Raw genomic sequence first — 21,958 nt, 5'->3', positions numbered from 1 at the left:
TCGAATTACTTATCGCGAATCGAAAAATTCGCCATATGCTCCAACCCTTTGATCAGCGCCGAGTGGTCCCAATTACCGCCACCAATCGCCGTGCACGTGCTGAACACCTGCTGCGTGCCAGCCGTGTTCGGCAGGTTGATCCCCAGCTCCTTGGCCCCGGCCAGCGCCAGGTTGAGGTCTTTCTGGTGCAGGTTGATGCGGAAGCCCGGATCAAAGGTGCCCTTGATCATGCGCTCGCCATGCACTTCCAGGATCTTCGACGAAGCAAACCCGCCCATCAGCGCTTCGCGCACCTTGGCCGGGTCGGCGCCGTTCTTCGATGCGAACAGCAGTGCTTCGGCCACTGCCTGGATGTTCAGCGCGACGATGATCTGATTCGCCACCTTGGCGGTCTGGCCATCGCCATTGCCGCCGACCAGGGTGATGTTCTTGCCCATGGCCTGGAACAGCGGCAGGGCGCGTTCGAACGTCTGCGGCTCGCCACCGATCATGATGCTCAAGGTGCCAGCCTTGGCGCCGACCTCACCGCCGGACACGGGCGCGTCGAGGTATTGCGCGCCGGTCTGGTTGATCTTCGCGGCGAACGCCTTGGTGGCGGTGGGCGAGATCGAACTCATGTCGATCACTACTTTGTTGGGCGACAGGCCGGCGGCAACACCGTCGGCGCGGAACAGCACGTCATCCACCTGTGGGGTGTCGGGCACCATCACAATGATGAACTCGGCTTCCTGGGCGACTTGCTGCGGGTTGGCCAAGGCCACCGCGCCGGCCGCGATCAGGGCTTCGGGCGCCTTGCCGTGATGCTCGGACAGAAACAGTTGGTGGCCGGCCTTTTGCAGGTTGGCGGCCATGGGTTGGCCCATGATGCCGGTGCCGATAAATCCGATTTTAGCCATGATCAACATCCTCTTTTTATTCTAGGTGCAGGGCGGACACGGTCCACCAAACACTGAAGATCCAAATGTGGGAGCTGGCTTGCCTGCGATGGCATCACCCGGTTTTGCCTGATACACCGCAGTGTCCGCATCGCAGGCAAGCCAGCTCCCACATTCTGTTGTGTTGTTGTGTTGTGTCAGTCAGATGGCGTTATGGGTTTTGAGCCAACCCAGTCCCGCCTCGGTGGTGGTCAGCGGCTTGTACTCGCAACCGACCCAACCGGCATAACCAATCCGATCCAGATGCTCGAACAGGAAGCGATAGTTGATCTCCCCGGTCCCCGGCTCGTTACGCCCAGGGTTGTCGGCCAACTGGATGTGGTTGATCTCACCCAGGTGCGCGGCCATGGTTCGGGCCAGGTCGCCTTCCATGATTTGCATGTGGTAGATGTCGTATTGCAGGAACAGGTTGGCACTGCCGACCTGCTCGCGAATCGACAGGGCCTGCGCCGTGTTGTTCAGGTAGAAACCCGGGATGTCGCGGGTGTTGATCATCTCCATCACCAGCTTGATGCCCGCCGCTTGCAGCTTGTCGGCGGCGTACTTGAGGTTGGCGACAAAGGTCTTTTCTACGGTTTCGTCATCCACACCGGCGGGGCGAATCCCGGCCAGGCAGTTGATCTGGGTATTGCCCAGCACCTGGGCGTAGGCGATGGCCAGCTTGACCCCGGCACGGAACTCCTCGACCCGATCCGGGTGGCACGCCAAACCGCGCTCGCCCTTGGCCCAGTCACCGGCCGGCAGGTTGAACAGCACTTGGGTCAGGCCGTTGGCATCCAACTGCGCCTTGATCTCGGCGGAGCTGAACTCGTACGGGAACAGGTATTCCACACCCTGGAAGCCGGCGTCGGCGGCCGCTTTGAAACGGGCGAGAAAGTCCTGCTCGGTAAACAGCATGGACAGGTTGGCGGCAAAACGCGGCATAGGGTTCTCCTTAATCGAGCAGGGAAATGGCAGTCGGCGCGTCGTTGCCGACCAGGGCCAGATCTTCGAATTCGTTGACGGCGTTGATCTCGGTGCCCATGGAAATATTGGTCACGCGTTCCAGAATAATCTCAACAATCACCGGAACCTTGAATTCTTCGATCATTTCCTGCGCCTTGCGCAACGCCGGCTGGATCTGGCCCGGCTCGAATACGCGCAGCGCCTTGCAACCCAAGCCTTCGGCGACAGCGACGTGGTCGACGCCATACCCGTTGAGTTCCGGCGCGTTGAGGTTGTCGAAGGACAGCTGCACGCAGTAGTCCATCTCAAACCCGCGCTGGGCCTGGCGAATCAGGCCCAGGTAGGAGTTGTTCACCACTACGTGGATGTACGGCAGCTTGAACTGCGCGCCCACCGCCAGCTCTTCGATCATGAACTGGAAGTCATAGTCGCCCGACAACGCCACCACTTTGCGGCTCGGGTCGGCCTTGACCACCCCGAGTGCCGCCGGAATGGTCCAGCCCAAGGGACCGGCCTGGCCGCAGTTGATCCAGTGGCGTGGCTTGTACACATGCAGGAATTGCGCGCCGGCAATCTGCGACAGGCCGATGGTGCTGACGTAGCAGGTGTCTTTGCCGAACACCTGGTTCATCTCTTCGTACACGCGTTGCGGCTTGACCGGCACGTTGTCGAAGTGGGTCTTGCGGTGCAGGGTGGCCTTGCGCTGCTGGCAGTCATGCAGCCAGGCGCTGCGATCCTTGAGCTTGCCGGCGGCTTTCCACTCGCGGGCCACTTCAATGAACATCGTCAGCGCAGAACCGGCGTCGGACACTATGCCCAGGTCCGGCGTGAACACGCGGCCAATCTGCGTCGGTTCGATGTCGACGTGAATGAACGTGCGGCCTTCGGTGTATACCTCCACCGAACCAGTGTGGCGGTTGGCCCAGCGGTTGCCGATGCCCAGCACCACGTCCGACTTGAGCATCGTTGCGTTGCCATAGCGGTGCGAGGTTTGCAGGCCGACCATGCCCACCATCAGCGGGTGATCGTCCGGGATCGTGCCCCAGCCCATCAGGGTCGGGATCACCGGGATGCCGGTGAGTTCAGCAAATTCAACCAGCAGCTCGCTGGCGTCGGCATTGATCACGCCGCCACCGCTGACCAGCAAGGGACGTTCGGCCGCATCCAGCAGCGCCAGGGCTTTTTCCACCTGGATGCGCGTAGCCAAGGGCTTGGCCAGCGGCAGTGGCTGGTAGGCGTCGATATCGAATTCGATCTCGGCCATCTGCACGTCGAACGGCAGGTCGATCAGCACCGGGCCAGGGCGGCCGGAGCGCATTTCATAAAAGGCTTTCTGGAACGCGTAGGGCACTTGGCCGGGCTCCAGAACAGTGGTCGCCCACTTGGTCACCGGCTTGACGATGCTGGTGATATCCACGGCCTGGAAGTCTTCCTTGTGCATCCGTGCACGTGGGGCCTGGCCGGTGATGCACAGAATCGGGATCGAGTCGGCCGAGGCGCTGTACAGGCCGGTGACCATGTCGGTGCCCGCCGGGCCGGAAGTACCGATGCACACGCCGATATTGCCGGCCTTGGTGCGGGTGTAGCCCTCGGCCATGTGCGAGGCGCCTTCAACGTGGCGAGCAAGGACGTGATCGATGCCACCGACCTTCTGCAAGGCCGAATACAGCGGGTTGATCGCGGCGCCCGGGATACCGAAGGCGGTGTCCACGCCTTCACGGCGCATGACCAGGACGGCGGCTTCGATTGCTCTCATTTTGCTCATGGTTTTGGTGCCTCTTGCGTTTTGTAATTGTATACAAGTGGTGTCTGGACAAAGTGTATTCACGGCGAGCGGCGAAGGTCAATGCATTTTGCAAAGTGGCCATGGCGTTCGTCGGAAGCACTTTTTTCGACGTGTGGAGCCTTTGGGCGAAAATATTGTATACAAAAATAAATGTCATTGTGTTCTATTTGTTTGATCGAGCATCTGATCAAACAGACCTCCACCGCATTCCCAATAACAAAAGAAGGACGGCACCATGAGCGCTTTAACCTTGAAACTTGCCACCCAACTCGCCAGCCAGGCCCTCACCGCAGGCCGCACGATCTCGGCTGCGCCGCTGACCATCGCGGTGCTCGACAGCGGCGGCCACTTGATCACCCTGCAACGCGAAGACGGCGCCAGCCTGCTGCGCCCACAAATCGCCATCGGCAAGGCCTGGGGCGCGATTGCACTGGGCAAGGGCTCGCGCCTGCTGGCGCTGGACGCACAGCAGCGCCCGGCGTTTATCGCCGCGTTGAACAGCCTGGGGCAGGGCAGCGTGGTGCCGGCACCGGGTGGTGTGTTGATACGGAATCAGGATGGGGTAGTGCTGGGGGCGATCGGGATCAGCGGAGATACCTCGGATATCGATGAGCAGTGCGCGATTACGGCGATTGAGGGGGTGGGGTTGTTGGCGGATGCGGGGGTTTCTGCTTGATTCTGTGGTGACTGTAAGGGCCTCTTCGCGAGCAAGCCCGCTCCCACACTTGGCTGCATTCCAAAGGTGGAACTCGGTCAAGTGTGGGAGCGGGCTTGCTCGCGAAGGCGGCGACCCGGTCTTGGCTTTAAACCCAAATCGCATCCCACAACGGATAGTCGCCAATCCGCTCTACCAACCCTGCTCGCAGTGGATTGGCCACCACATACCTGGCCATTTTTACCAAATCATCCTCCCTGCGCAGTGCCCGATCATGAAAACCGGTTTGCCAAAGCCGGCCCTTGCGCCCGGTTGCACCATTCACCGATCGCGTACTTTTGGATTTCACCTGACACATCAAATCCCCCAACGAGCCTTTTTGCAGTTCGATCAGCCAGTGGAAATGGTCTGGCATCACCACCCAGGCCAATGAATTAGCCAGGCCTTGGTATTGGGCCAGTCTGAACTGCCAGACAACCAGGCGGCCGAGGTGAAAGTCGCCGAATAGTGGGACTCGCTCCTGGGTGTTGGTGGTGATCAGGTAGACGCGGTTCGGTTCGCTGAACCGCCCGATGCGCAGGCGGTGTGAAGTCGCTAGATCAGGCATTCCATGGCCTCTCTTCAGATGGGTTCTGAGAGGCTAGATCTCGGTGGCTGACGCTGATCGGCAGGCTTTTGGCAGGATGTGTCTGGATGGGCGCTTTCGCGAGCAAGCCCGCTCCCACATGGGGTCTGCGGTGTTAATACAATTTATGTCTCGCGCGGATCAAAATGTGGGAGCGGGCTTGCTCGCGAATAGCACCGGCACCTCGGCCCATCAACCCAACTCACACCCCTTCAACACCAACCGAATAATCGTCTGCGCCGCCGCCTCATAATCCGCCTCATCCAGCTTGGCTTTGCCGGTCACCGCCGATATCTGCCAGTCAAAATCGGCATACGTCTGCGTCGCCGCCCAGATGCTGAACATCAGGTGGTTGGGGTCTATGGCGGCGATCAGGCCGCGATCTACCCAGCTTTGGATGCAGTTGATGTTGTGCTTGGCCTGGGCGTTGAGCTGCTCGATCTGCTCGGGGCTCAGGTGCGGGGCGCCGTGCATGATTTCGCTGGCAAACACCTTGGACGCAAACGGCAAATCGCGGGAGATGCGGATTTTCGAGCGGATGTAGTTGCTCAGCACCACCGACGGCTCGCCCTCGGGGTTGAACGGTGTGGAGGCGGCCAGGATCGGCTCGATAATGCTTTCGAGCACCTCTCGGTAGAGGTTGTCCTTGGACCTGAAGTAGTAATAGACGTTGGGCTTGGGCAGCCCGGCCTTGGCGGCGATGTCGCTGGTTTTGGTCGCGGCGAAGCCCTTGTCGGCAAACTCCTCGCTGGCCGCCCGCAGGATCTTTTCTTTATTGCGCTCGCGAATGGTGCTCATAAACCAGGAGTTTCCTTGCCAGATCGGCGGTTGTGCATGGTAGCACCGGCTATCCGCGAGCCTCAAGAATGCGCCCGTAAAGCTTTGCGCCGCGCTATGCTCGGCGTTTCTCATTCTTATGGAAGCCCGATTGATGGCAGGAAGCAGCTTGTTGGTATTGATCGACGATATCGCCGCCGTACTCGATGACGTTGCGCTGATGACCAAAATGGCCGCCAAGAAGACCGCCGGCGTGCTGGGCGATGACTTGGCACTTAACGCCCAGCAGGTTTCCGGCGTGCGCGCCGAGCGGGAAATCCCTGTGGTGTGGGCGGTGGCCAAGGGGTCGTTTGTCAACAAACTGATCCTGGTGCCGGCGGCATTGCTGATCAGCGCCTTTGCGCCGTGGGCGGTCACGCCGCTGTTGATGCTCGGCGGCGCCTATTTGTGTTTTGAAGGCTTTGAGAAGCTTGCGCACACCTTCTTGCATAAACGCACCGAAGAACAGGCTCACCTGGTTGAAGCCGTGGCTGATCCGGCGACTGACTTGGTGGCATTTGAGAAGGACAAGATCAAAGGTGCAATTCGCACCGATTTCATCCTCTCGGCGGAAATCATCGCCATCACCCTGGGTACCGTTGCGGATGCGCCTTTGATGCAGCAAGTGATAGTGCTGTCGGGCATCGCCATTGTCATGACCATTGGCGTGTACGGGCTGGTGGCCGGTATCGTCAAGCTCGATGACCTGGGTCTGTGGCTGACGCAAAAGCCCGGCCAGGCGGCTCGCAGTATCGGTGGGGCGATCTTGCGCGCCGCGCCTTACATGATGAAAAGTCTGTCGGTGATCGGCACAGCGGCGATGTTCATGGTCGGCGGCGGCATACTCACCCATGGCGTGCCGGCGGTGCATCACTGGATCGAGACGCTCAGCCAGAGTGTCGGCGCGGCGGCGTGGTTGATGCCTACGTTGCTCAACGCAGTGGCCGGGATTATTGCCGGGGCGCTGGTGCTGGCCGTGGTTTCACTGGTAGGCAAAGTGTGGCGCGCGCTGAAACGCTAGATTGGCATTCGGCGGGCATATAGATACTATGCTAATCATTAGCTAGCTATCTATGTGTTCGCTGAATGAAGCTTTCCACGTTTCAACTGCCTGACTTCTGGCAAGCCACCCTGGCGCCCTCGCGGGACGATCTGCTGTTTGCGTTGCGCAACATGATCGCCGGCGGGGTCGCGTTGTATCTGGCCTTTTGCTTGGACTTGCAGCAGCCGCAATGGGCGCTGACCACGGTATTTATCGTCGGCCAGTCCACCAGCGGCATGGTCTTGGCCAAGGGTGCCTATCGGTTACTGGGCACGTTTGTGGGCGCGGCGGCTTCGGTGGTGATGATTGCTGTCTTCGGCCAAGCGCCTTTGTTGTTTCTACTGTGCATGGCGTTGTGGTTGGCGTTTTGCACCACAGGCGCGTCGTTGCTGCGCAATCACGCCTCTTATGGGTTTGTGCTGGCGGGCTACACCACGGCGATTATCGCGCTGCCTGCGACTGCGGCGCCGCTTGGGGTTTTCGATGAGGCGGTAGCCCGTTGCCAGGAAATCAGCCTGGGGATTCTCTGCGCGTCTATCGCCAGCACGATTTTATGGCCGCGCCGGGTTGAGCAGACGCTGGCGGTTCAAGGCCGTGCGGCCTGGCAGGCGGGCCTGCGCGCCGCGGCGTCGGAGCTGCTGGGCACCGATCAGCGCAAGGGGTTGCTCGAAGCACTGGGCCGTTTGGTTGCAGTTGATGCCCAGCGTGACCATGCCTGGTTCGAAGGCCCCAAGGGCCGGCGCAGATCCCAGGCGCTGCGGGTGCTGAGCCGGGACTTGCTGGGACTCTTGCGCGCGGCCCGCGGCGTGGCACGGCAGCGACTGATGCTGGAAGATGCGACCCGCGTGGCGCCTTGGGTGGACGAGGTGGCCGCGACGCTACAGCAAGAGCGGCCCGATGCGCTGCCTGCACTCTCGCAGCGCCTGAGGTTGGCGCTGGGTGATCCAGGTTTGAGCGCGGAGGCGCACTTTTGCCTGGTGCAATTGGCCGAGGTGCTGCGCTTGATCGATGTGGGCGCATTGACCCTGGCGGCCGTCGAAGCTGGCAGGGTGCCGCCCGGTGCGCCAGGCGCCCTGTCCTGGCATCGGGATATCGAGCAAGGCGTGCTCGGTGGGCTGCGCAGTGCCTTGGCGTTTCTGGCCGTTGCGGCATTCTGGATTTTTACCGACTGGCCGTCGGGCCTGGGTGCAGTGTCGATCAGCGGCGTGGTCTTGAGCCTGTTTGCCGCGCGGGAAAACCCTTCTGCGTCGGGCCTCAATTTTCTCAAGGGCATTGCGCTGTCGATCCCGATAGCCGGCTTTGTGCGCTTTGCCTTGTTGCCCGGGTTTGATGCTTTCGCGCTGTTATGCGTGGCGTTGGGCGTGCCGTTGTTTTTCGCCTCGCTGTGCATGAGCCGGGTAAAGCTGGCCGCCACAGCCTCGGCGTTTTGCATCTTTTTCGTCAACAACGTCGGGCCCAGCAACCTCATGAGCTACGACATCGCCGCCTTTCTCAACAAAGCTATCGCGACCCTGGTGGGCGTCGGCATTGCAGTGCTGGTGTTTCGCCTGATCCAGCTCAACCCTGGCGAGCGACACTACCGGCGTATGTTCAAGGCTTCGTTGTTCGATTTGGCGCAGTTGACTTCGCGCCCTCTGGAGCAAGCCGAGAGCTGGTTTGGCGGGCGCATGGCCGATCGCTTGATTCGCCTGTCACGCTACAGCCAAACCTTGCCCGCCGAGCGTCGTACTCATTGGGATAATGGCCTGCTCGGGTTGGACCTGGGTGATGAGTTGCTGGAGTTGCGTGCAAGCCTTGCGGGCAGCCAGGGCGCCTTGGCTGGCGAGCGTGATGATTATCTGCGGCAGTTGGCGGTGATACTCAGGCACGCGGGGCCAGGCTTGGCAACGGCGGGGATGCTGGATGGGCCAAGTGCTGCACTGCTTCAAGCACTTGAGCAGCCGTCGGGGTTGACGGAGCAGGATCGGGAGATGGCCAGGGCGGCGGTGCTGCAGTTGCGGTTTACCTGGCGCAAGTGGTGTCAGCGAGGCATATAGCAGCAGGAGCTGGCGAACCAGCTCCTGCAGGGAGGTTACTCGGCGATCTGCAACTTGCGCGACTCGGTATAGATGTAGCGCACCTTTTCATACTCAAACGGCGAGTTCATCTGACCGTAGCGGAAGCTGGTCTGGTAGCGCTTGTCGACGGCGCGCAAAGCCCAGATTTCCGGGTGGTTTTCGCTGACCTTGGAGACGTTGAGGAAGTTGATCTCGGTCTCGGCGCCGTAGTCGACGATCAGGCCGGTAGTGTCACGCAGGTTCGAGGGCCCGAAGATCGGCAGCACCAGGTAGGCGCCGCCAGGGACGCCGTAGAAGCCCAGGGTCTGGCCGAAGTCTTCGCTCTGGCGCGGCAGGCCCATGGCGGTGGCCGGGTCCCACAGGCCGGCGATGCCGATGGTGGTGTTGAGCAGCAGGCGCCCGGTGGTTTCCAGGGAGCGGTGGCCCTTGAGTTGCAACAGGCTGTTCACCAGGTTGGGCACATCGCCCAGGTTGTTGAAGAAGTTGCTCACACCGGTACGCAGGAAGCTGGGAGTGACGTAGGTGTAGCCGTTGACGACCGGCAGGAACACCCATTGGTCGAAGCGGTAGTTGAAGTGGTACACGCGGCGGTTCCACGACTCCAGCGGGTCATAGACGTTAAGTGCCGTCAGTGATGAACGCTCGAATTCACGCTGGTCCAGGCCCGGGTTGAACTTGAGTTTGGTCAGCGGTTCCTTGAAGCCGTCGGCGCCGACTTTGACCGGCTCGTGGGCCTTGCTGTTGTCGGCATTGGCCACGCCTGCGCACATCAAGGCGGCAAGCAGCAGAAGATATTTAGCCACGGAAGAACTCCAGCATGGCGTCGGCGTTGACGCGGTAATTGAGGTTGCCGCAGTGGCCGCCCAACGGGTAGACGGTCAAGCGATCGCCGAAGGTTTTACGCAGGAAACCCAGGTCGCCAGGGCCGAGGATCAAGTCGTCGGCGTTGTGCATCACGGCAATTTTCGGGCTGTCGTGCAGGTAGTCCTTGAGGGCATACAGGCTGACCTGATCGATCAGTTGCAGCAGGCTGCCGCCGTCGGAGCGCGCGCGCCACATCGGGATCACTTGTTCGGTGAGGTAGCAGTCGAAGTCGCATTGCAGCGCACGCTTGAGGAACGGCGTGAGGCTGGTGCCTTCGGTGATCGGGTATTTCGGCGGAATGATCAGGCCGCGACGGTTGATCAGGTCCGAGGTGAAGGCAATGTCGGCCGCCGAGAAGCGGAACGAGGTGCCGATCAGCATCGCCATCTGTTCGTTGGTCAAGTGCTGCTTGGACTGCTGGAAGTCGTAGAGCAGGGCATCGTTGAGGTCGATGTAGCCTTTTTGCTGGAAGTAACGGGTCAGCTTGCTCAGCACCAGCTCATAAAACGTGGTGGTGTTGTTGATGCCCTTGACCTCGGTCTGTACCAGCTTGTCGAGGTTGGTGATCGAGGTGTAGAGGTTGACCGGCGGGTTGAGCAGCAGCACTTTCTTGAAGTTGAAGCTGCGGCGGGTCTCGTCGAGCTTGCTCACAAATGCCGCGTCCAAAGCGCCCAGGCTGTAGCCGGAGAGGTAGTAGTCGGTCACCGGCAGCGTGGAGTTCTGCGCGCGCACCGCCTGCATCACGCGGTACATGTCTTCGGCGTCTTCCTGGGTAATGCCGGGAGTGGCGAAGCGCGAAGCCGCGGCGATGAAGTCGAAGCTGGTGGGCGAGGACAACTGGACCACGTGGTAGCCAGCTTTGTAATAGAGCTTTTTGAGGTATTCGTTGATGCTGCTGTCATACCGCGCACCGGTGCCGGAAATCAGGAAAATCAGCGGTGCGGCGTGGTCTTGCTTGGCGATGCGGTAGGTGAGTTTCTTCACCGCCCAGAAGTTGTCCGGCAGGCTGAACTGGCGCTCAGGGCGCATGGTCAGGCTGTAGTCGGACTGGTTGATCTCGTCGTCGCTCGGCAATTGCGGGCGCAGATTCGGCGGAGTGGTGGCGATAGTCGCTTCGAACGGGTTGGTCAAAGGGTAGCCATAGCTGGCTGGGTCGATATCGACGGCCAGTGCTGACGCACTCAAAAATAGGCTGCCCAGCAAGGCAGCGCAGCGCAAGGAACGGAGCATGACTTAATCCCTAAGAGGAAACGTGCTGAATGAAGTTCGCAGGCTATGACCACCGCGTTGCCACCGAAGTGCCAGCCCTCGGCACTAAAAGTCGGAAAAAACCACGGAATCGGGGTAATAGTAGCCAGAAGATACACGTTGCCATGCATTGATGAACACTAATTGTGTGTATGCGCCTTGCTAACGGCTGCCGGCGCATTAAGCTGAGCGCCGTTTTTGCCTATCGGAGTACCCCATGTCCCGTCGTTTGCCACTGATCCTGCTGCTTATTGCCCTGCCGTTATGGTTGGCCGCCAGTTATGGCGCCCGTTACGGGTTTATGGAAGACGGCCAGTGGGTGGGGGTCTGCGTTGACGAGGCCAGCCGCTGGGAATGCCAGTTGCGCTCGAACCTGGGGCTGATGATTCACTTCAAGGTATTGGGCTGGGCCGCATTGGTCACGTCGGTGCTGGCGTTTTTTGTGCCGGGGCGAGCGGGCTGGGGTTTGGCGGTGTTGGGGATGGTGTTCGGGTTGCCGGCACTGGCGTTGTATAACACCACGTTTGCGGTGTTTGCGGTGGTGATTGCGGGGTTGCGGTTGGTCAGGAAGCCTCGGGGCGTCTGATAGAGCCTCATCGCAGCGGTGCGACGATTCGACAAGCCAGTTCCCACATTAGATTGGGTGCATCCCATGGAATGCGGTCGAATGTGGGAGCTGGCTTGCCTGCGATAGCATTTTTAAGCTTTGCGCACCCGCAAGCAACGCCACAACGCTACAACCATCAACCCGCTGACCACCGCCCAACCCCACGCCTGCTGGTTCAGCAAGCCTTCGCGATACAGCTGCGGCGCAATGCCGGCGCCAATAATGAAGGCCAGCAGCGCAATCTCCCGACGCGGGCCGGTGACCGGGCGAACCAGGTAAACCAGTGCCGGCAATACCAGTGCCGCACTTGGGAAGCTGCGATAGCGCGGGTCAAACACCAGCGCCAGCATCATCACTGCACCGGCGAACCCGGCAATTGCCACCAGCCAACCTGCGCGTTGCTCCAGCCAAGTGAAGGCGCGTTCCCGCCAAGCTTCCCGAGCGCTTAAAGCCAGCGCGGCATGGGCCAGTACCAACAGGTTCAACACCACCAGTAAGCCCGCCCACACCCATTCATCGTTGAAACGTGCTGTGACACGGGTCAGCTCGGCCCAGGTGCCAATGGAGCAGGCGGCCACTACGCCGAGTAATGGCAGCATGAATGCGGCACGCGCGCTGCGCACCCGACCGCCCAGTGCCAGAGTGCCCAGCAGAATCAGGCCGCCGATGCCCAGCCACAGTGGCCAATACGGCACGTTACTCACCGGCCCGGCAAGGATGCCCTTGTCCTGGCGGTCGGCGTCAAACAAGCCCCAGTAACCACCGACTGCACCTTCGCTGGCGCGTTTCCACGGCTGGTCAAACGCTTCGATCAGGTTGTAGCGCCAGCCATTGGCCTCGGCCATGGCCACAAAACCACGCATGAACTTGGCCTCGTTGACCCGGCTCGGCACCGCGGTTTCGCGCTGGCGGCCTTCGCTGGGCCAGCCGGTCTCGCCGATCAGCACATCTTTAGGGGCGAATTTGTTGCCAAAGGTCTGGCGCACATCCCCAACATGCTTGAGGGCCTGGTCGATGCCCGACGGGTCATCTTCCCAGTAGGGCAGCAGGTGAATGGTCAGGAAATCCACCGCCGGGGCGATTTCCGGGTGTTGCAGCCAGAACTCCCACACATCGGCATAAGTGACCGGCTGCTTGATCTGGCTTTTGACCTGATGGATCAGCGTCACCAACTGCTTGGCGGTGACTTCCTTGCGCAGCAGGGCCTCGTTACCGACGATCACCGAAGTGACCACATCGGGGTTGGCATTGGCAGCAGCAATCAGTTCTTTGATTTCTTTTTCGGTGGCCACCGGGTCACTGCTGACCCAAGCGCCGGCCATCACCTTCAAACCATGCTTGCGCGCCATGCCAGGCAGGGCTTCCAGGCCGGTCATGGAATAAGTGCGGATGCATTCAAAACGGGTGGCCAGCAGCGCCAGGTCGGCGTCCATGCGCTCAGGGCGCAGTTTGAACGGCTGGTCTAACGGCGACTGGTCCTTGTCGAACGGCGTGTAGGACGCGCATTGCATCTTGTGGCTGGCACTGGCCACATCCGGCAACACCACCGGTCGGCCAAGGCCGTACCAATAGCCGACGAGGGCAAGCACGCCGAGGATCAAGGCGCAGAAATAGGGCAGGGCAGGGAAGCGGGCAGTCGCGGGCATGGTCAGCTTATCTGGGGGAGCAAAGGCGCGCATCTTACCCGGATTTGGCCCGTCCCAGTGGGGCTGCATAATTTAGACATGCAAAGTTCGGGCGGGAAATTGACGCCAAGTCCTAGGAACTGTCCTGCTGGCGATGTGATGTCGTTTCTTGCTTACCCGAGGTCGCTGACAGAGCAGGTCCAAGGCCCCGGCAGGTTGATGATCGAAGTGTCAGCACTCCACTGGCGGCGCACCACCGTGATCGACGCGCGTGAAGGGGGCGCGATGCACCCTATAACAACAGGTTGACGTCGCTCGGCATCCGCCGAGCGCAGCACTTTCGGGGAAGTATTATGAAGATGCGACGACTCTTGGGCGCAGCTGCCACTCTGGTAGTTGCGATGGGCTCCACACTGGCCAGCGCCGACAGCAAAACCCTGAGCATCGGCTATGTAGATGGTTGGTCCGACAGCGTTGCCACGACCCATGTGGCAGCCGAGGTGATCAGGGAAAAACTCGGTTACGACGTGAAACTGCAAGCGGTCGCCACCGGGATCATGTGGCAGGGCGTAGCTACCGGCAAACTCGACGCCATGCTCTCCGCCTGGCTGCCCGTGACTCACGGTGAATACTGGACCAAGAACAAGGACAAGGTGGTCGACTACGGCCCCAACTTCAAGGATGCCAAAATTGGCCTGATCGTGCCGGAGTACGTTAAAGCCAAGTCCATCGAAGACCTCAAGACCGACACCACCTTCAAGAACAAGATCGTCGGCATCGACGCCGGTTCAGGCGTGATGCTCAAGACCGACGAAGCCATCAAGGCCTATGGCCTGGACTACAAACTGCAAGCCAGTTCGGGCGCTGCGATGATCGCCGAGCTGACCCGTGCCGAAGACAAGCAGGAATCCATTGCGGTGACCGGCTGGGTGCCACACTGGATGTTCGCCAAGTGGAAACTGCGCTTTCTGGACGACCCAAAAGGGATTTATGGTGCTGCTGAGACCGTCAACAGCATCGGCAGCAAGGGCCTGGAGAAGAAAGCGCCGGAAGTCGCCGCTTTCCTGAAGAAATTCCAATGGGCCTCCAAGGACGAAATCGGCGAAGTGATGCTGGCAATTCAAGAGGGCGCCAAGCCTGATGCTGCGGCCAAGGATTGGGTCGCCAAGCACCCTGAACGTGTCGCGGAGTGGACCGCAAAATAAAGCACTAACCCTTGTGGGAGCGGGCTTGCTCGCGATGGCAGCGTATAAGTCACAGATGTTTTGACTGATACACCGCCATCGCGGGCAAGCCCGCTCCCACATTAGCCTCGCACGCCCGTAAACCCTCGCTACACTCCCTCTACTACTAAGGTCGTCTGGAACCTGTTCCGCAGCCGCATACAGTGGATATGTTCCAAAATAATAAAAAGCTGTGCTGCGAGGATAAAAACAATGAACGACAGCATTTACCTCTCGATTCAAAACAGCCCGCGTTTCAAGGAGCTGGTCAGAAAAAGGGAAAGGTTCGCCTGGATACTCTCGGCGATCATGCTAGGGCTTTACTCCGCTTTCATCCTGTTGATTGCCTACGGGCCACAAATACTGGGGGCCAAACTCAGCCCCGGCTCATCCATCACCTGGGGCATCCCCATCGGGGTCGGCCTGATTGTCTCGGCCTTTGTCCTCACCGGCATCTATGTACGACGCGCCAACGGCGAATTCGACGACCTGAACAATGCGATTCTCAAGGAGGCTGCGCAATGATCCGTCGTCTATTGGCTGTACTTGGCGCCTCGGTCTTTGCGCCCGCCGTTTGGGCGGCGGATGCATTGACCGGTGAAGTACACAAACAACCGCTGAACGTTGCAGCGATCCTGATGTTCGTGGTCTTCGTCGGCGCGACGTTGTGCATCACCTACTGGGCGTCCAAACGCAACAAGTCGGCGGCCGACTACTATGCGGCCGGCGGCAAGATCACCGGTTTCCAGAACGGCCTGGCGATTGCCGGCGACTACATGTCGGCGGCGTCCTTCCTGGGGATTTCCGCGCTGGTGTTCACCTCCGGCTACGATGGCCTGATCTACTCGATCGGCTTCCTGGTGGGCTGGCCGATCATTCTGTTCCTGATCGCCGAGCGCCTGCGTAACCTGGGCAAGTACACCTTTGCCGACGTGGCGTCCTATCGCCTGGGGCAAACCCAGATCCGCAGTCTGTCGGCCTGTGGCTCGCTGGTGGTGGTGGCGTTCTACCTGATCGCGCAAATGGTAGGGGCGGGCAAGCTGATTCAGCTGCTGTTCGGTCTGGACTACCACGTAGCGGTGATCCTGGTGGGTATCCTGATGTGCATGTATGTGCTGTTTGGCGGCATGCTGGCAACCACTTGGGTGCAAATCATCAAGGCGGTGCTGTTGCTGTCCGGTGCTTCGTTCATGGCGTTGATGGTGATGAAGCACGTCAACTTCGACTTCAACATGCTGTTTTCCGAGGCGATCAAGGTTCACCCTAAAGGTGAGGCGATCATGAGTCCCGGCGGCTTGGTAAAAGATCCGATTTCGGCATTCTCGCTGGGCCTGGCGCTGATGTTCGGTACGGCCGGCCTGCCGCACATCCTGATGCGCTTCTTCACCGTCAGTGACGCCAAGGAAGCGCGTAAGAGCGTGCTGTATGCCACCGGTTTCATCGGCTACTTCTATATCCTGACGTTTATCATCGGCTTTGGCGCGATCCTGCTGGTGAGCACCAACCCGGCGTTCAAGGATGCTGCAGGTGCCTTGCTCGGCGGTAACAACATGGCGGCGGTGCACCTGGCCAACGCGGTGGGTGGCAGCATTTTCCTCGGCTTCATCTCGGCCGTGGCGTTTGCCACCATCCTGGCAGTGGTTGCCGGTTTGACCCTGGCCGGTGCTTCGGCGGTGTCCCATGACCTGTACGCCAGTGTGATCAAGAAGGGCAAGGCCAACGAGAAAGATGAGATTCGCGTGTCGAAGATCACCACCGTGGCGTTGGGCGTGTTGGCGATCGGCCTGGGTATCCTGTTCGAAAGCCAGAACATCGCGTTCATGGTCGGCCTGGCGTTCTCGATTGCTGCCAGCTGTAACTTCCCGGTGCTGCTGCTTTCCATGTACTGGAAAAACCTCACCACCCGTGGCGCCATGATTGGCGGCTGGCTGGGCTTGATCAGTGCCGTCGGCCTGATGATCCTTGGCCCGACCATCTGGGTGTCGATCCTGCACCATGAAAAAGCGATCTTCCCTTACGAGTACCCGGCGCTGTTCTCGATGATCATTGCGTTCGTCGGCATCTGGTTCTTCTCCATCACTGACAAGTCGGCGGCGGCAGAAAAAGAGCGTGCGCTGTACTTCCCGCAGTTTGTGCGTTCGCAGACTGGCTTGGGGGCAAGCGGAGCGGTTAATCACTAATATTTGTAACGGTTACAAAAAAATGCCCCGGTCGTGAGATCGGGGCATTTTTTTGCTTTTATTGGTAACGGATTTCACAAAACAGTTTCTCAACGCTTGCATCAATAAAGTGCCTCTACGCCGATCGTTCCCATGCTCTGCGTGGGAATACAGCCATGGACGCTCTGCGTCCCGGTTGGCGCTGGCCTCAGGTCTTGCGCTCAATTCCTGCACAAATAAAAACGGCCTCCTTGTGAAAGGAGGCCGTTTTTAAGACCAAATAGTTAGATGCTTACTTGCGATCTTCCAGTTTGGTGATATCACGCGACTCGTAGCCGGTGTACAGCTGGCGCGGGCGGCCAATCTTGTACGGGCTGGAGAGCATTTCTTTCCAGTGCGAGATCCAGCCGACAGTGCGTGCCAAGGCGAAGATCACGGTGAACATGCTGGTTGGAATGCCGATCGCCTTGAGGATGATCCCCGAGTAGAAGTCGACGTTCGGGTACAGCGAGCGTTCGATGAAGTAAGGGTCGGTCAGGGCGATCTCTTCCAGGCGCATGGCCAGTTCGAGTTGCGGATCGTTCTTGATGCCCAGCTCCTTCAACACTTCGTCGCAGGTCTGTTTCATCACGGTGGCACGCGGGTCACGGTTCTTGTAGACGCGGTGACCGAAGCCCATCAGTTTGAACGGATCTTCCTTGTCCTTGGCCTTGGCGATGAACTTGTCGATGTTGGACACATCGCCGATTTCATCGAGCATGGTCAGCACGGCTTCGTTCGCACCGCCGTGGGCAGGGCCCCACAATGCGGCAATGCCGGCGGCGATACAGGCGAACGGGTTGGCACCCGAAGAACCCGCCAGACGTACGGTGGAGGTGGAGGCGTTTTGCTCGTGGTCGGCGTGGAGGATGAAAATCTTGTCCATCGCCTTGGCCAGCACCGGGCTGATCGGTTTGATCTCGCACGGGGTGTTGAACATCATGTGCAGGAAGTTTTCCGCGTACGTCAGGTCGTTGCGCGGGTACATCATGGGTTGACCCATGGAGTACTTGTAAACCATTGCGGCCAGGGTTGGCATCTTGGCAACCAGGCGGATCGCGGAAATTTCGCGATGCTGCGGGTTATTGATGTCCAGGGAGTCGTGATAGAAGGCCGACAGGGCGCCGACTACACCGCACATGACGGCCATCGGGTGGGCGTCGCGACGGAAGCCGTTGAAGAAGGTCTTCAACTGCTCGTGAACCATGGTGTGGTTCTTCACGGTGCTGACGAACTGGGCTTTCTGCTCAGCTGTTGGCAATTCGCCATTTAGCAGCAGGTAGCAGGTTTCCAGGTAGTCCGACTGTTCAGCAAGCTGTTCGATCGGGTAGCCGCGGTGCAGCAAAATACCATTGTCACCATCGATATAGGTGATCTTCGACTCGCAAGAGGCGGTCGACATGAAGCCTGGGTCGAATGTGAAACGGCCCGTGGCCGTCAGGCCCCGTACGTCGATAACATCGGGACCAACGGTGCCGGTTAAAATGGGCAGCTCGACGGGGGCTGCGCCCTCGATGATCAACTGCGCTTTTTTGTCAGCCATGTGGCCTCCTATTTATGCTTCAAATCATCAGACAGACCCCCCACGCAGGGCCCGCACCACTATATTGATATAAATCCAGATGTCAATTTGCCTAAAGTCTTGCTCCAGAAGGCTTTAACCATACTTTTTCGTCGAAATTGACTGCCATTTACGCCTTTTGTACCGCCAGCGCAATCCGCTATTAGGGTGAGGAGTGCGCGTTGTCATTAGTAACCTAACTGTCTATACTCGGCCACCGACCGCCAAGGGCTTTTGGGCTTGCTTTCATTGGGGGTCGCACTCCCTGGGTGGTGCTTACCTGACCAGTGCACTCCCCAACAACTTTGCCCTGATTGTTAGGGGCTCTTCAGTGTGAAAAAAAAGCCGTGAATAGCCAACGACCTGTAAACCTAGACCTAAGGACCATCAAACTCCCCATCACCGGCGTTACGTCGTTCCTGCACCGTGTTTCCGGCATCATCCTGTTCCTGGGCTTGGGCATCATGCTTTATGCATTGAGCAAATCCCTGGGTTCCGAGGAAGGATACGCCGAGGTGAAGGCATGCTTGACCAGCCCGCTGGCCAAGTTCGTAGCATGGGGCCTCCTGTCCGCTCTGCTGTATCACCTGGTAGCCGGTGTGCGCCACTTGATCATGGATGCGGGTATCGGTGAGACGCTGGAAGGCGGCCGCCTGGGCTCGAAAATCATCATCGCCATTTCCGTGGTGCTGATCGTTCTGGCAGGAGTTTGGATATGGTAACCAGCGTTACGAACCTTTCGCGTTCGGGCCTCTATGACTGGATGGCACAGCGTGTGTCTGCGGTCGTTCTCGCGGCTTATTTCATTTTCCTGATCGGATACCTCGTCGCAAACCCGGGCATCGGCTATGAGCAATGGCATGGCCTGTTTTCCCACAATGCGATGCGAATCTTCAGTCTGCTGGCCCTTGTAGCCCTGGGCGCTCACGCCTGGGTCGGCATGTGGACCATCGCGACCGACTACCTGACGCCGATGGCGCTGGGCAAGTCCGCGACTGCAGTACGTTTTCTCTTCCAGGCAGTCTGCGGCGTTGCGATGTTCGCGTACTTCGTCTGGGGTGTGCAGATTCTTTGGGGTATCTGATTCATGGCTAACATTCCAACTATTTCCTTCGACGCCATCATTATTGGTGGCGGCGGTGCCGGCATGCGCGCAGCGCTGCAGCTGGCTCAGGGCGGTCACAAGACTGCCGTGATCACCAAGGTGTTCCCGACCCGTTCCCACACTGTGTCGGCCCAGGGTGGCATCACCTGCGCCATCGCCTCCGCCGACCCGAACGATGACTGGCGCTGGCACATGTACGATACCGTCAAGGGTTCCGACTACATCGGTGACCAGGACGCTATCGAGTACATGTGTCAGGAAGGCCCGGCTGCCGTGTTCGAGCTGGACCACATGGGTCTGCCGTTCTCGCGTACCGAGCAAGGTCGTATCTACCAGCGTCCATTCGGCGGCCAGTCGAAGGATTACGGTAAAGGCGGGCAGGCTGCCCGTACGTGCGCCGCTTCCGACCGTACCGGTCACGCGCTGTTGCACACCCTTTATCAGGGCAACCTGAAAGCCGGTACCACGTTCCTGAACGAGTACTACGCCGTTGACCTGGTGAAGAACGCCGACGGCGCCTTCGTCGGTGTGATCGCCATCTGCATCGAAACCGGTGAAACCACCTACATCCGTGCCAAGGCTACTGTGCTGGCAACCGGCGGTGCAGGTCGTATCTACGCGTCGACCACCAATGCCCTGATCAACACCGGTGACGGCGTCGGCATGGCCCTGCGTGCTGGCGTGCCGGTACAAGACATTGAAATGTGGCAGTTCCACCCGACCGGCATCGCCGGCGCCGGTGTACTGGTTACAGAAGGTTGCCGTGGTGAAGGTGGTTACCTGATCAACAAGCACGGCGAGCGTTTCATGGAGCGTTATGCTCCGAACGCCAAAGACCTTGCAGGTCGTGACGTTGTGGCCCGTTCGATGGTTAAGGAAATCATCGCCGGTAACGGCTGTGGCCCGAACGGCGACCACGTACTGCTGAAACTCGATCACCTCGGTGAAGAAGTCCTGCACAGCCGCCTGCCAGGTATCTGCGAATTGTCCAAGACTTTTGCGCACGTTGACCCGGTAGTTGCTCCGGTGCCGGTTGTTCCGACTTGCCACTATATGATGGGCGGCGTGCCGACCAACATTCATGGCCAGGCGATCACCCAGAACGCCGAAGGCGTGGACGAGATCATCCACGGTCTGTTCGCCGTAGGCGAAGTGGCTTGCGTATCGGTACACGGTGCCAACCGTCTGGGCGGCAACTCGCTGCTCGACCTGGTGGTATTCGGTCGTGCTGCCGGCCTGCACCTGGAAAAAGCCCTGACCGACGGCATCGAATACGATGACGCCACCGACGCCAACATCGAGGCCGCCCTGGCGCGCCTGAACGCTCTGAACGAGCGTACCGATGGCGAAGACGTGGCTACCCTGCGTCGCGAGCTGCAAAGCTGCATGCAGAACTACTTCGGTGTATTCCGTACCGGCGAATACATGCAGAAGGGTATTGCCCAGCTGGCCGACCTGCGCACGCGCATCGCCAACGTCAAGATCAACGATAAGAGCCAGGCGTTCAACACGGCTCGTATCGAAGCCCTTGAGCTGCAAAACCTGCTGGAAGTGGCCGAAGCCACTGCGATCGCCGCCGAGGTTCGTAAAGAATCCCGTGGTGCCCACGCCCGTGAAGACTTTGAAGATCGCGACGACGAAAACTGGTTGTGCCACACCCTGTACTTCCCGGGTGACAAGCGCGTGACCAAGCGTGCCGTGAACTTCTCGCCGAAGACGGTGCCGACGTTTGAACCGAAGATTCGGACTTACTAAGGGTGGCTGCCATGTTGAAAGTCAGTGTTTACCGCTACAACCCTGATCAGGACGCCGCGCCGTTCATGCAGGAATTTCAGGTCGATACCGGTGGTAAAGACCTGATGGTGCTGGATGTACTGGCACTGATCAAAGAGCAGGACGAAGGTTTCTCCTATCGTCGCTCTTGCCGTGAGGGCGTTTGTGGCTCCGACGGCATGAACATCAACGGCAAAAACGGCCTGGCGTGCATCACGCCGCTGTCGGCTGTTGTTAAAGGTAACAAGCTGATCGTTCGTCCTCTGCCAGGTTTGCCGGTTATCCGTGACCTGGTGGTCGATATGAGCATCTTCTACAAGCAATACGAGAAAGTTAAGCCGTTCCTGCAGAACGACACGCCGGCTCCGGCCATCGAACGTCTGCAGTCCCCTGAAGAGCGTGAAAAGCTCGACGGTCTGTACGAGTGCATCCTGTGCGCTTGCTGCTCGACCTCGTGCCCGTCCTTCTGGTGGAACCCGGACAAGTTCCTGGGTCCAGCTGCCCTGCTGCAAGCGTACCGCTTCCTGGCAGACAGCCGTGACACCAAGACGTCCGAGCGTCTGGCTTCACTGGATGACCCGTTCAGCGTATTCCGCTGCCGCGGGATCATGAACTGCGTCAACGTATGTCCCAAAGGCCTGAACCCGACTAAGGCCATTGGTCACATCCGTAACATGCTGCTGCAAAGCGGCGTGTAAGCGACGTTGTAGCAAAGCAGGACCGTTGTGCCCGTAAATGCTACGGCGCAGGCTTCAACCGGCGCCGTAGTTTTAACTTGAGCAGCGACTTACAAAGCCGCAGCTCTTATTTTGAAGAAATGAGACAAGCAGGGGCATTCGGGTTGGTACCCGAACTATCAGCGTGATCCTAAGTGGCTTGTTTTGGTCGCTGCA

Annotated in this window: 20 protein-coding genes; 11 read left to right on the top strand and 9 right to left on the bottom strand. The window is 59.4% G+C overall.

Annotated elements, in window-relative coordinates:
- Window positions 1-5 precede the first annotated feature (5 nt).
- The 3 genes from AOA62_RS14910 to gcl all read right to left on the bottom strand — a co-directional run bounded on the left by AOA62_RS14910 (window position 6) and on the right by gcl (window position 3,645).
- Window positions 6-896 carry a 2-hydroxy-3-oxopropionate reductase gene (locus tag AOA62_RS14910; RefSeq protein ID WP_056857631.1) on the bottom strand — a complete coding sequence of 297 codons (891 nt, stop codon included), beginning with the start codon at window positions 894-896 and terminating at the stop codon, window positions 6-8.
- Window positions 897-1,076: 180 nt separating this feature from the next.
- Window positions 1,077-1,859 carry a hydroxypyruvate isomerase gene (gene hyi / locus AOA62_RS14900; protein WP_056857114.1) on the bottom strand — a complete coding sequence of 261 codons (783 nt, stop codon included), beginning with the start codon at window positions 1,857-1,859 and terminating at the stop codon, window positions 1,077-1,079.
- A gap of 10 nt (window positions 1,860-1,869) precedes the next feature.
- Window positions 1,870-3,645 (bottom strand): glyoxylate carboligase, encoded by a 1,776-nt coding sequence (gene gcl, locus AOA62_RS14895; protein WP_099549032.1) that lies wholly within the window; start codon window positions 3,643-3,645, stop codon window positions 1,870-1,872.
- A gap of 256 nt (window positions 3,646-3,901) precedes the next feature.
- On the opposite strand from gcl, the gene AOA62_RS14890 reads away from it, so the two are divergent.
- Complete coding sequence (locus AOA62_RS14890; RefSeq protein ID WP_017136241.1) at window positions 3,902-4,342, top strand: heme-binding protein; 441 nt, start codon at window positions 3,902-3,904, stop codon at window positions 4,340-4,342.
- 127 nt (window positions 4,343-4,469) lie between these two features.
- Here the strand turns inward: AOA62_RS14890 and AOA62_RS14885 are convergent, their stop codons facing one another.
- Together AOA62_RS14885 and AOA62_RS14875 are read right to left on the bottom strand one after the other, a co-directional pair.
- Window positions 4,470-4,928, bottom strand: a complete 459-nt coding sequence (locus AOA62_RS14885) for a transposase (RefSeq protein ID WP_099549031.1) — start codon at window positions 4,926-4,928, stop codon at window positions 4,470-4,472.
- A gap of 210 nt (window positions 4,929-5,138) precedes the next feature.
- Window positions 5,139-5,744: a TetR/AcrR family transcriptional regulator gene (locus tag AOA62_RS14875; RefSeq protein WP_017136243.1), complete on the bottom strand. Its 606-nt coding sequence runs from the start codon at window positions 5,742-5,744 to the stop codon at window positions 5,139-5,141.
- A gap of 133 nt (window positions 5,745-5,877) precedes the next feature.
- On the opposite strand from AOA62_RS14875, the gene AOA62_RS14870 reads away from it, so the two are divergent.
- Entirely contained in the window at window positions 5,878-6,783 is a 906-nt protein-coding gene (locus AOA62_RS14870) for a DUF808 domain-containing protein (RefSeq protein WP_017136244.1), read from the top strand.
- 65 nt (window positions 6,784-6,848) lie between these two features.
- Window positions 6,849-8,840 (top strand): FUSC family protein, encoded by a 1,992-nt coding sequence (locus AOA62_RS14865; protein WP_099549029.1) that lies wholly within the window; start codon window positions 6,849-6,851, stop codon window positions 8,838-8,840.
- Between the two features lie 35 nt (window positions 8,841-8,875).
- On the opposite strand, the gene AOA62_RS14860 is transcribed toward AOA62_RS14865, so the two are convergent.
- Together AOA62_RS14860 and AOA62_RS14855 are read right to left on the bottom strand one after the other, a co-directional pair.
- Window positions 8,876-9,664, bottom strand: a complete 789-nt coding sequence (locus AOA62_RS14860; RefSeq protein WP_017136246.1) for a VacJ family lipoprotein — start codon at window positions 9,662-9,664, stop codon at window positions 8,876-8,878.
- Complete coding sequence (locus tag AOA62_RS14855; protein ID WP_017136247.1) at window positions 9,657-10,955, bottom strand: serine protein kinase PrkA; 1,299 nt, start codon at window positions 10,953-10,955, stop codon at window positions 9,657-9,659. Before AOA62_RS14855 ends, AOA62_RS14860 begins: the two co-directional genes overlap by 8 nt.
- 235 nt (window positions 10,956-11,190) lie before the next feature.
- Here AOA62_RS14855 and AOA62_RS14850 point away from each other — a divergent pair, with 235 nt between their 5' ends.
- Complete coding sequence (locus AOA62_RS14850) at window positions 11,191-11,559, top strand: hypothetical protein (RefSeq protein WP_099549028.1); 369 nt, start codon at window positions 11,191-11,193, stop codon at window positions 11,557-11,559.
- A gap of 113 nt (window positions 11,560-11,672) precedes the next feature.
- On the opposite strand, the gene AOA62_RS14845 is transcribed toward AOA62_RS14850, so the two are convergent.
- On the bottom strand, window positions 11,673-13,226 hold the full coding sequence (locus AOA62_RS14845) for a glycosyl hydrolase family 17 protein (RefSeq protein ID WP_099549027.1): 1,554 nt from the start codon (window positions 13,224-13,226) through the stop codon (window positions 11,673-11,675).
- A 332-nt stretch (window positions 13,227-13,558) separates the two neighbouring features.
- Between AOA62_RS14845 and AOA62_RS14840 the strand changes: the two genes are divergently transcribed.
- The 3 genes from AOA62_RS14840 to AOA62_RS14830 all read left to right on the top strand — a co-directional run bounded on the left by AOA62_RS14840 (window position 13,559) and on the right by AOA62_RS14830 (window position 16,608).
- A complete protein-coding gene (locus AOA62_RS14840; protein WP_017136250.1) occupies window positions 13,559-14,410 on the top strand; it encodes a glycine betaine ABC transporter substrate-binding protein in 852 nt (283 codons plus the stop codon).
- 231 nt (window positions 14,411-14,641) lie between these two features.
- Window positions 14,642-14,953 (top strand): DUF485 domain-containing protein, encoded by a 312-nt coding sequence (locus tag AOA62_RS14835; protein ID WP_017134441.1) that lies wholly within the window; start codon window positions 14,642-14,644, stop codon window positions 14,951-14,953.
- A complete protein-coding gene (locus AOA62_RS14830) occupies window positions 14,950-16,608 on the top strand; it encodes a cation acetate symporter (protein WP_017134442.1) in 1,659 nt (552 codons plus the stop codon). The genes AOA62_RS14835 and AOA62_RS14830 overlap by 4 nt, the downstream gene beginning before the upstream one ends.
- A gap of 271 nt (window positions 16,609-16,879) precedes the next feature.
- Here the strand turns inward: AOA62_RS14830 and gltA are convergent, their stop codons facing one another.
- The gene (gene gltA / locus AOA62_RS14825; RefSeq protein ID WP_017134443.1) at window positions 16,880-18,169 is read right to left on the bottom strand and encodes a citrate synthase; all 1,290 of its coding nucleotides are present in this window, start codon (window positions 18,167-18,169) and stop codon (window positions 16,880-16,882) included.
- 365 nt (window positions 18,170-18,534) lie between these two features.
- On the opposite strand from gltA, the gene sdhC reads away from it, so the two are divergent.
- From sdhC to AOA62_RS14805, 4 genes are read left to right on the top strand one after another with little or no spacing between them, the layout of a single operon-like run.
- Entirely contained in the window at window positions 18,535-18,909 is a 375-nt protein-coding gene (gene sdhC / locus AOA62_RS14820) for a succinate dehydrogenase, cytochrome b556 subunit (protein ID WP_016979564.1), read from the top strand.
- A complete protein-coding gene (sdhD, locus tag AOA62_RS14815) occupies window positions 18,903-19,271 on the top strand; it encodes a succinate dehydrogenase, hydrophobic membrane anchor protein (protein ID WP_003172805.1) in 369 nt (122 codons plus the stop codon). Before sdhC ends, sdhD begins: the two co-directional genes overlap by 7 nt.
- Window positions 19,272-19,274: 3 nt before the next feature.
- On the top strand, window positions 19,275-21,047 hold the full coding sequence (gene sdhA / locus AOA62_RS14810) for a succinate dehydrogenase flavoprotein subunit (RefSeq protein ID WP_017134444.1): 1,773 nt from the start codon (window positions 19,275-19,277) through the stop codon (window positions 21,045-21,047).
- A gap of 11 nt (window positions 21,048-21,058) precedes the next feature.
- Window positions 21,059-21,763 carry a succinate dehydrogenase iron-sulfur subunit gene (locus AOA62_RS14805; protein WP_003172807.1) on the top strand — a complete coding sequence of 235 codons (705 nt, stop codon included), beginning with the start codon at window positions 21,059-21,061 and terminating at the stop codon, window positions 21,761-21,763.
- Window positions 21,764-21,958 lie beyond the last annotated feature (195 nt).

The organism is Pseudomonas sp. 2995-3, assembly GCF_002742565.1.
GTDB lineage: Bacteria > Pseudomonadota > Gammaproteobacteria > Pseudomonadales > Pseudomonadaceae > Aquipseudomonas > Aquipseudomonas edaphica.
This window is presented reverse-complemented; position numbering and strand designations above follow the sequence as displayed.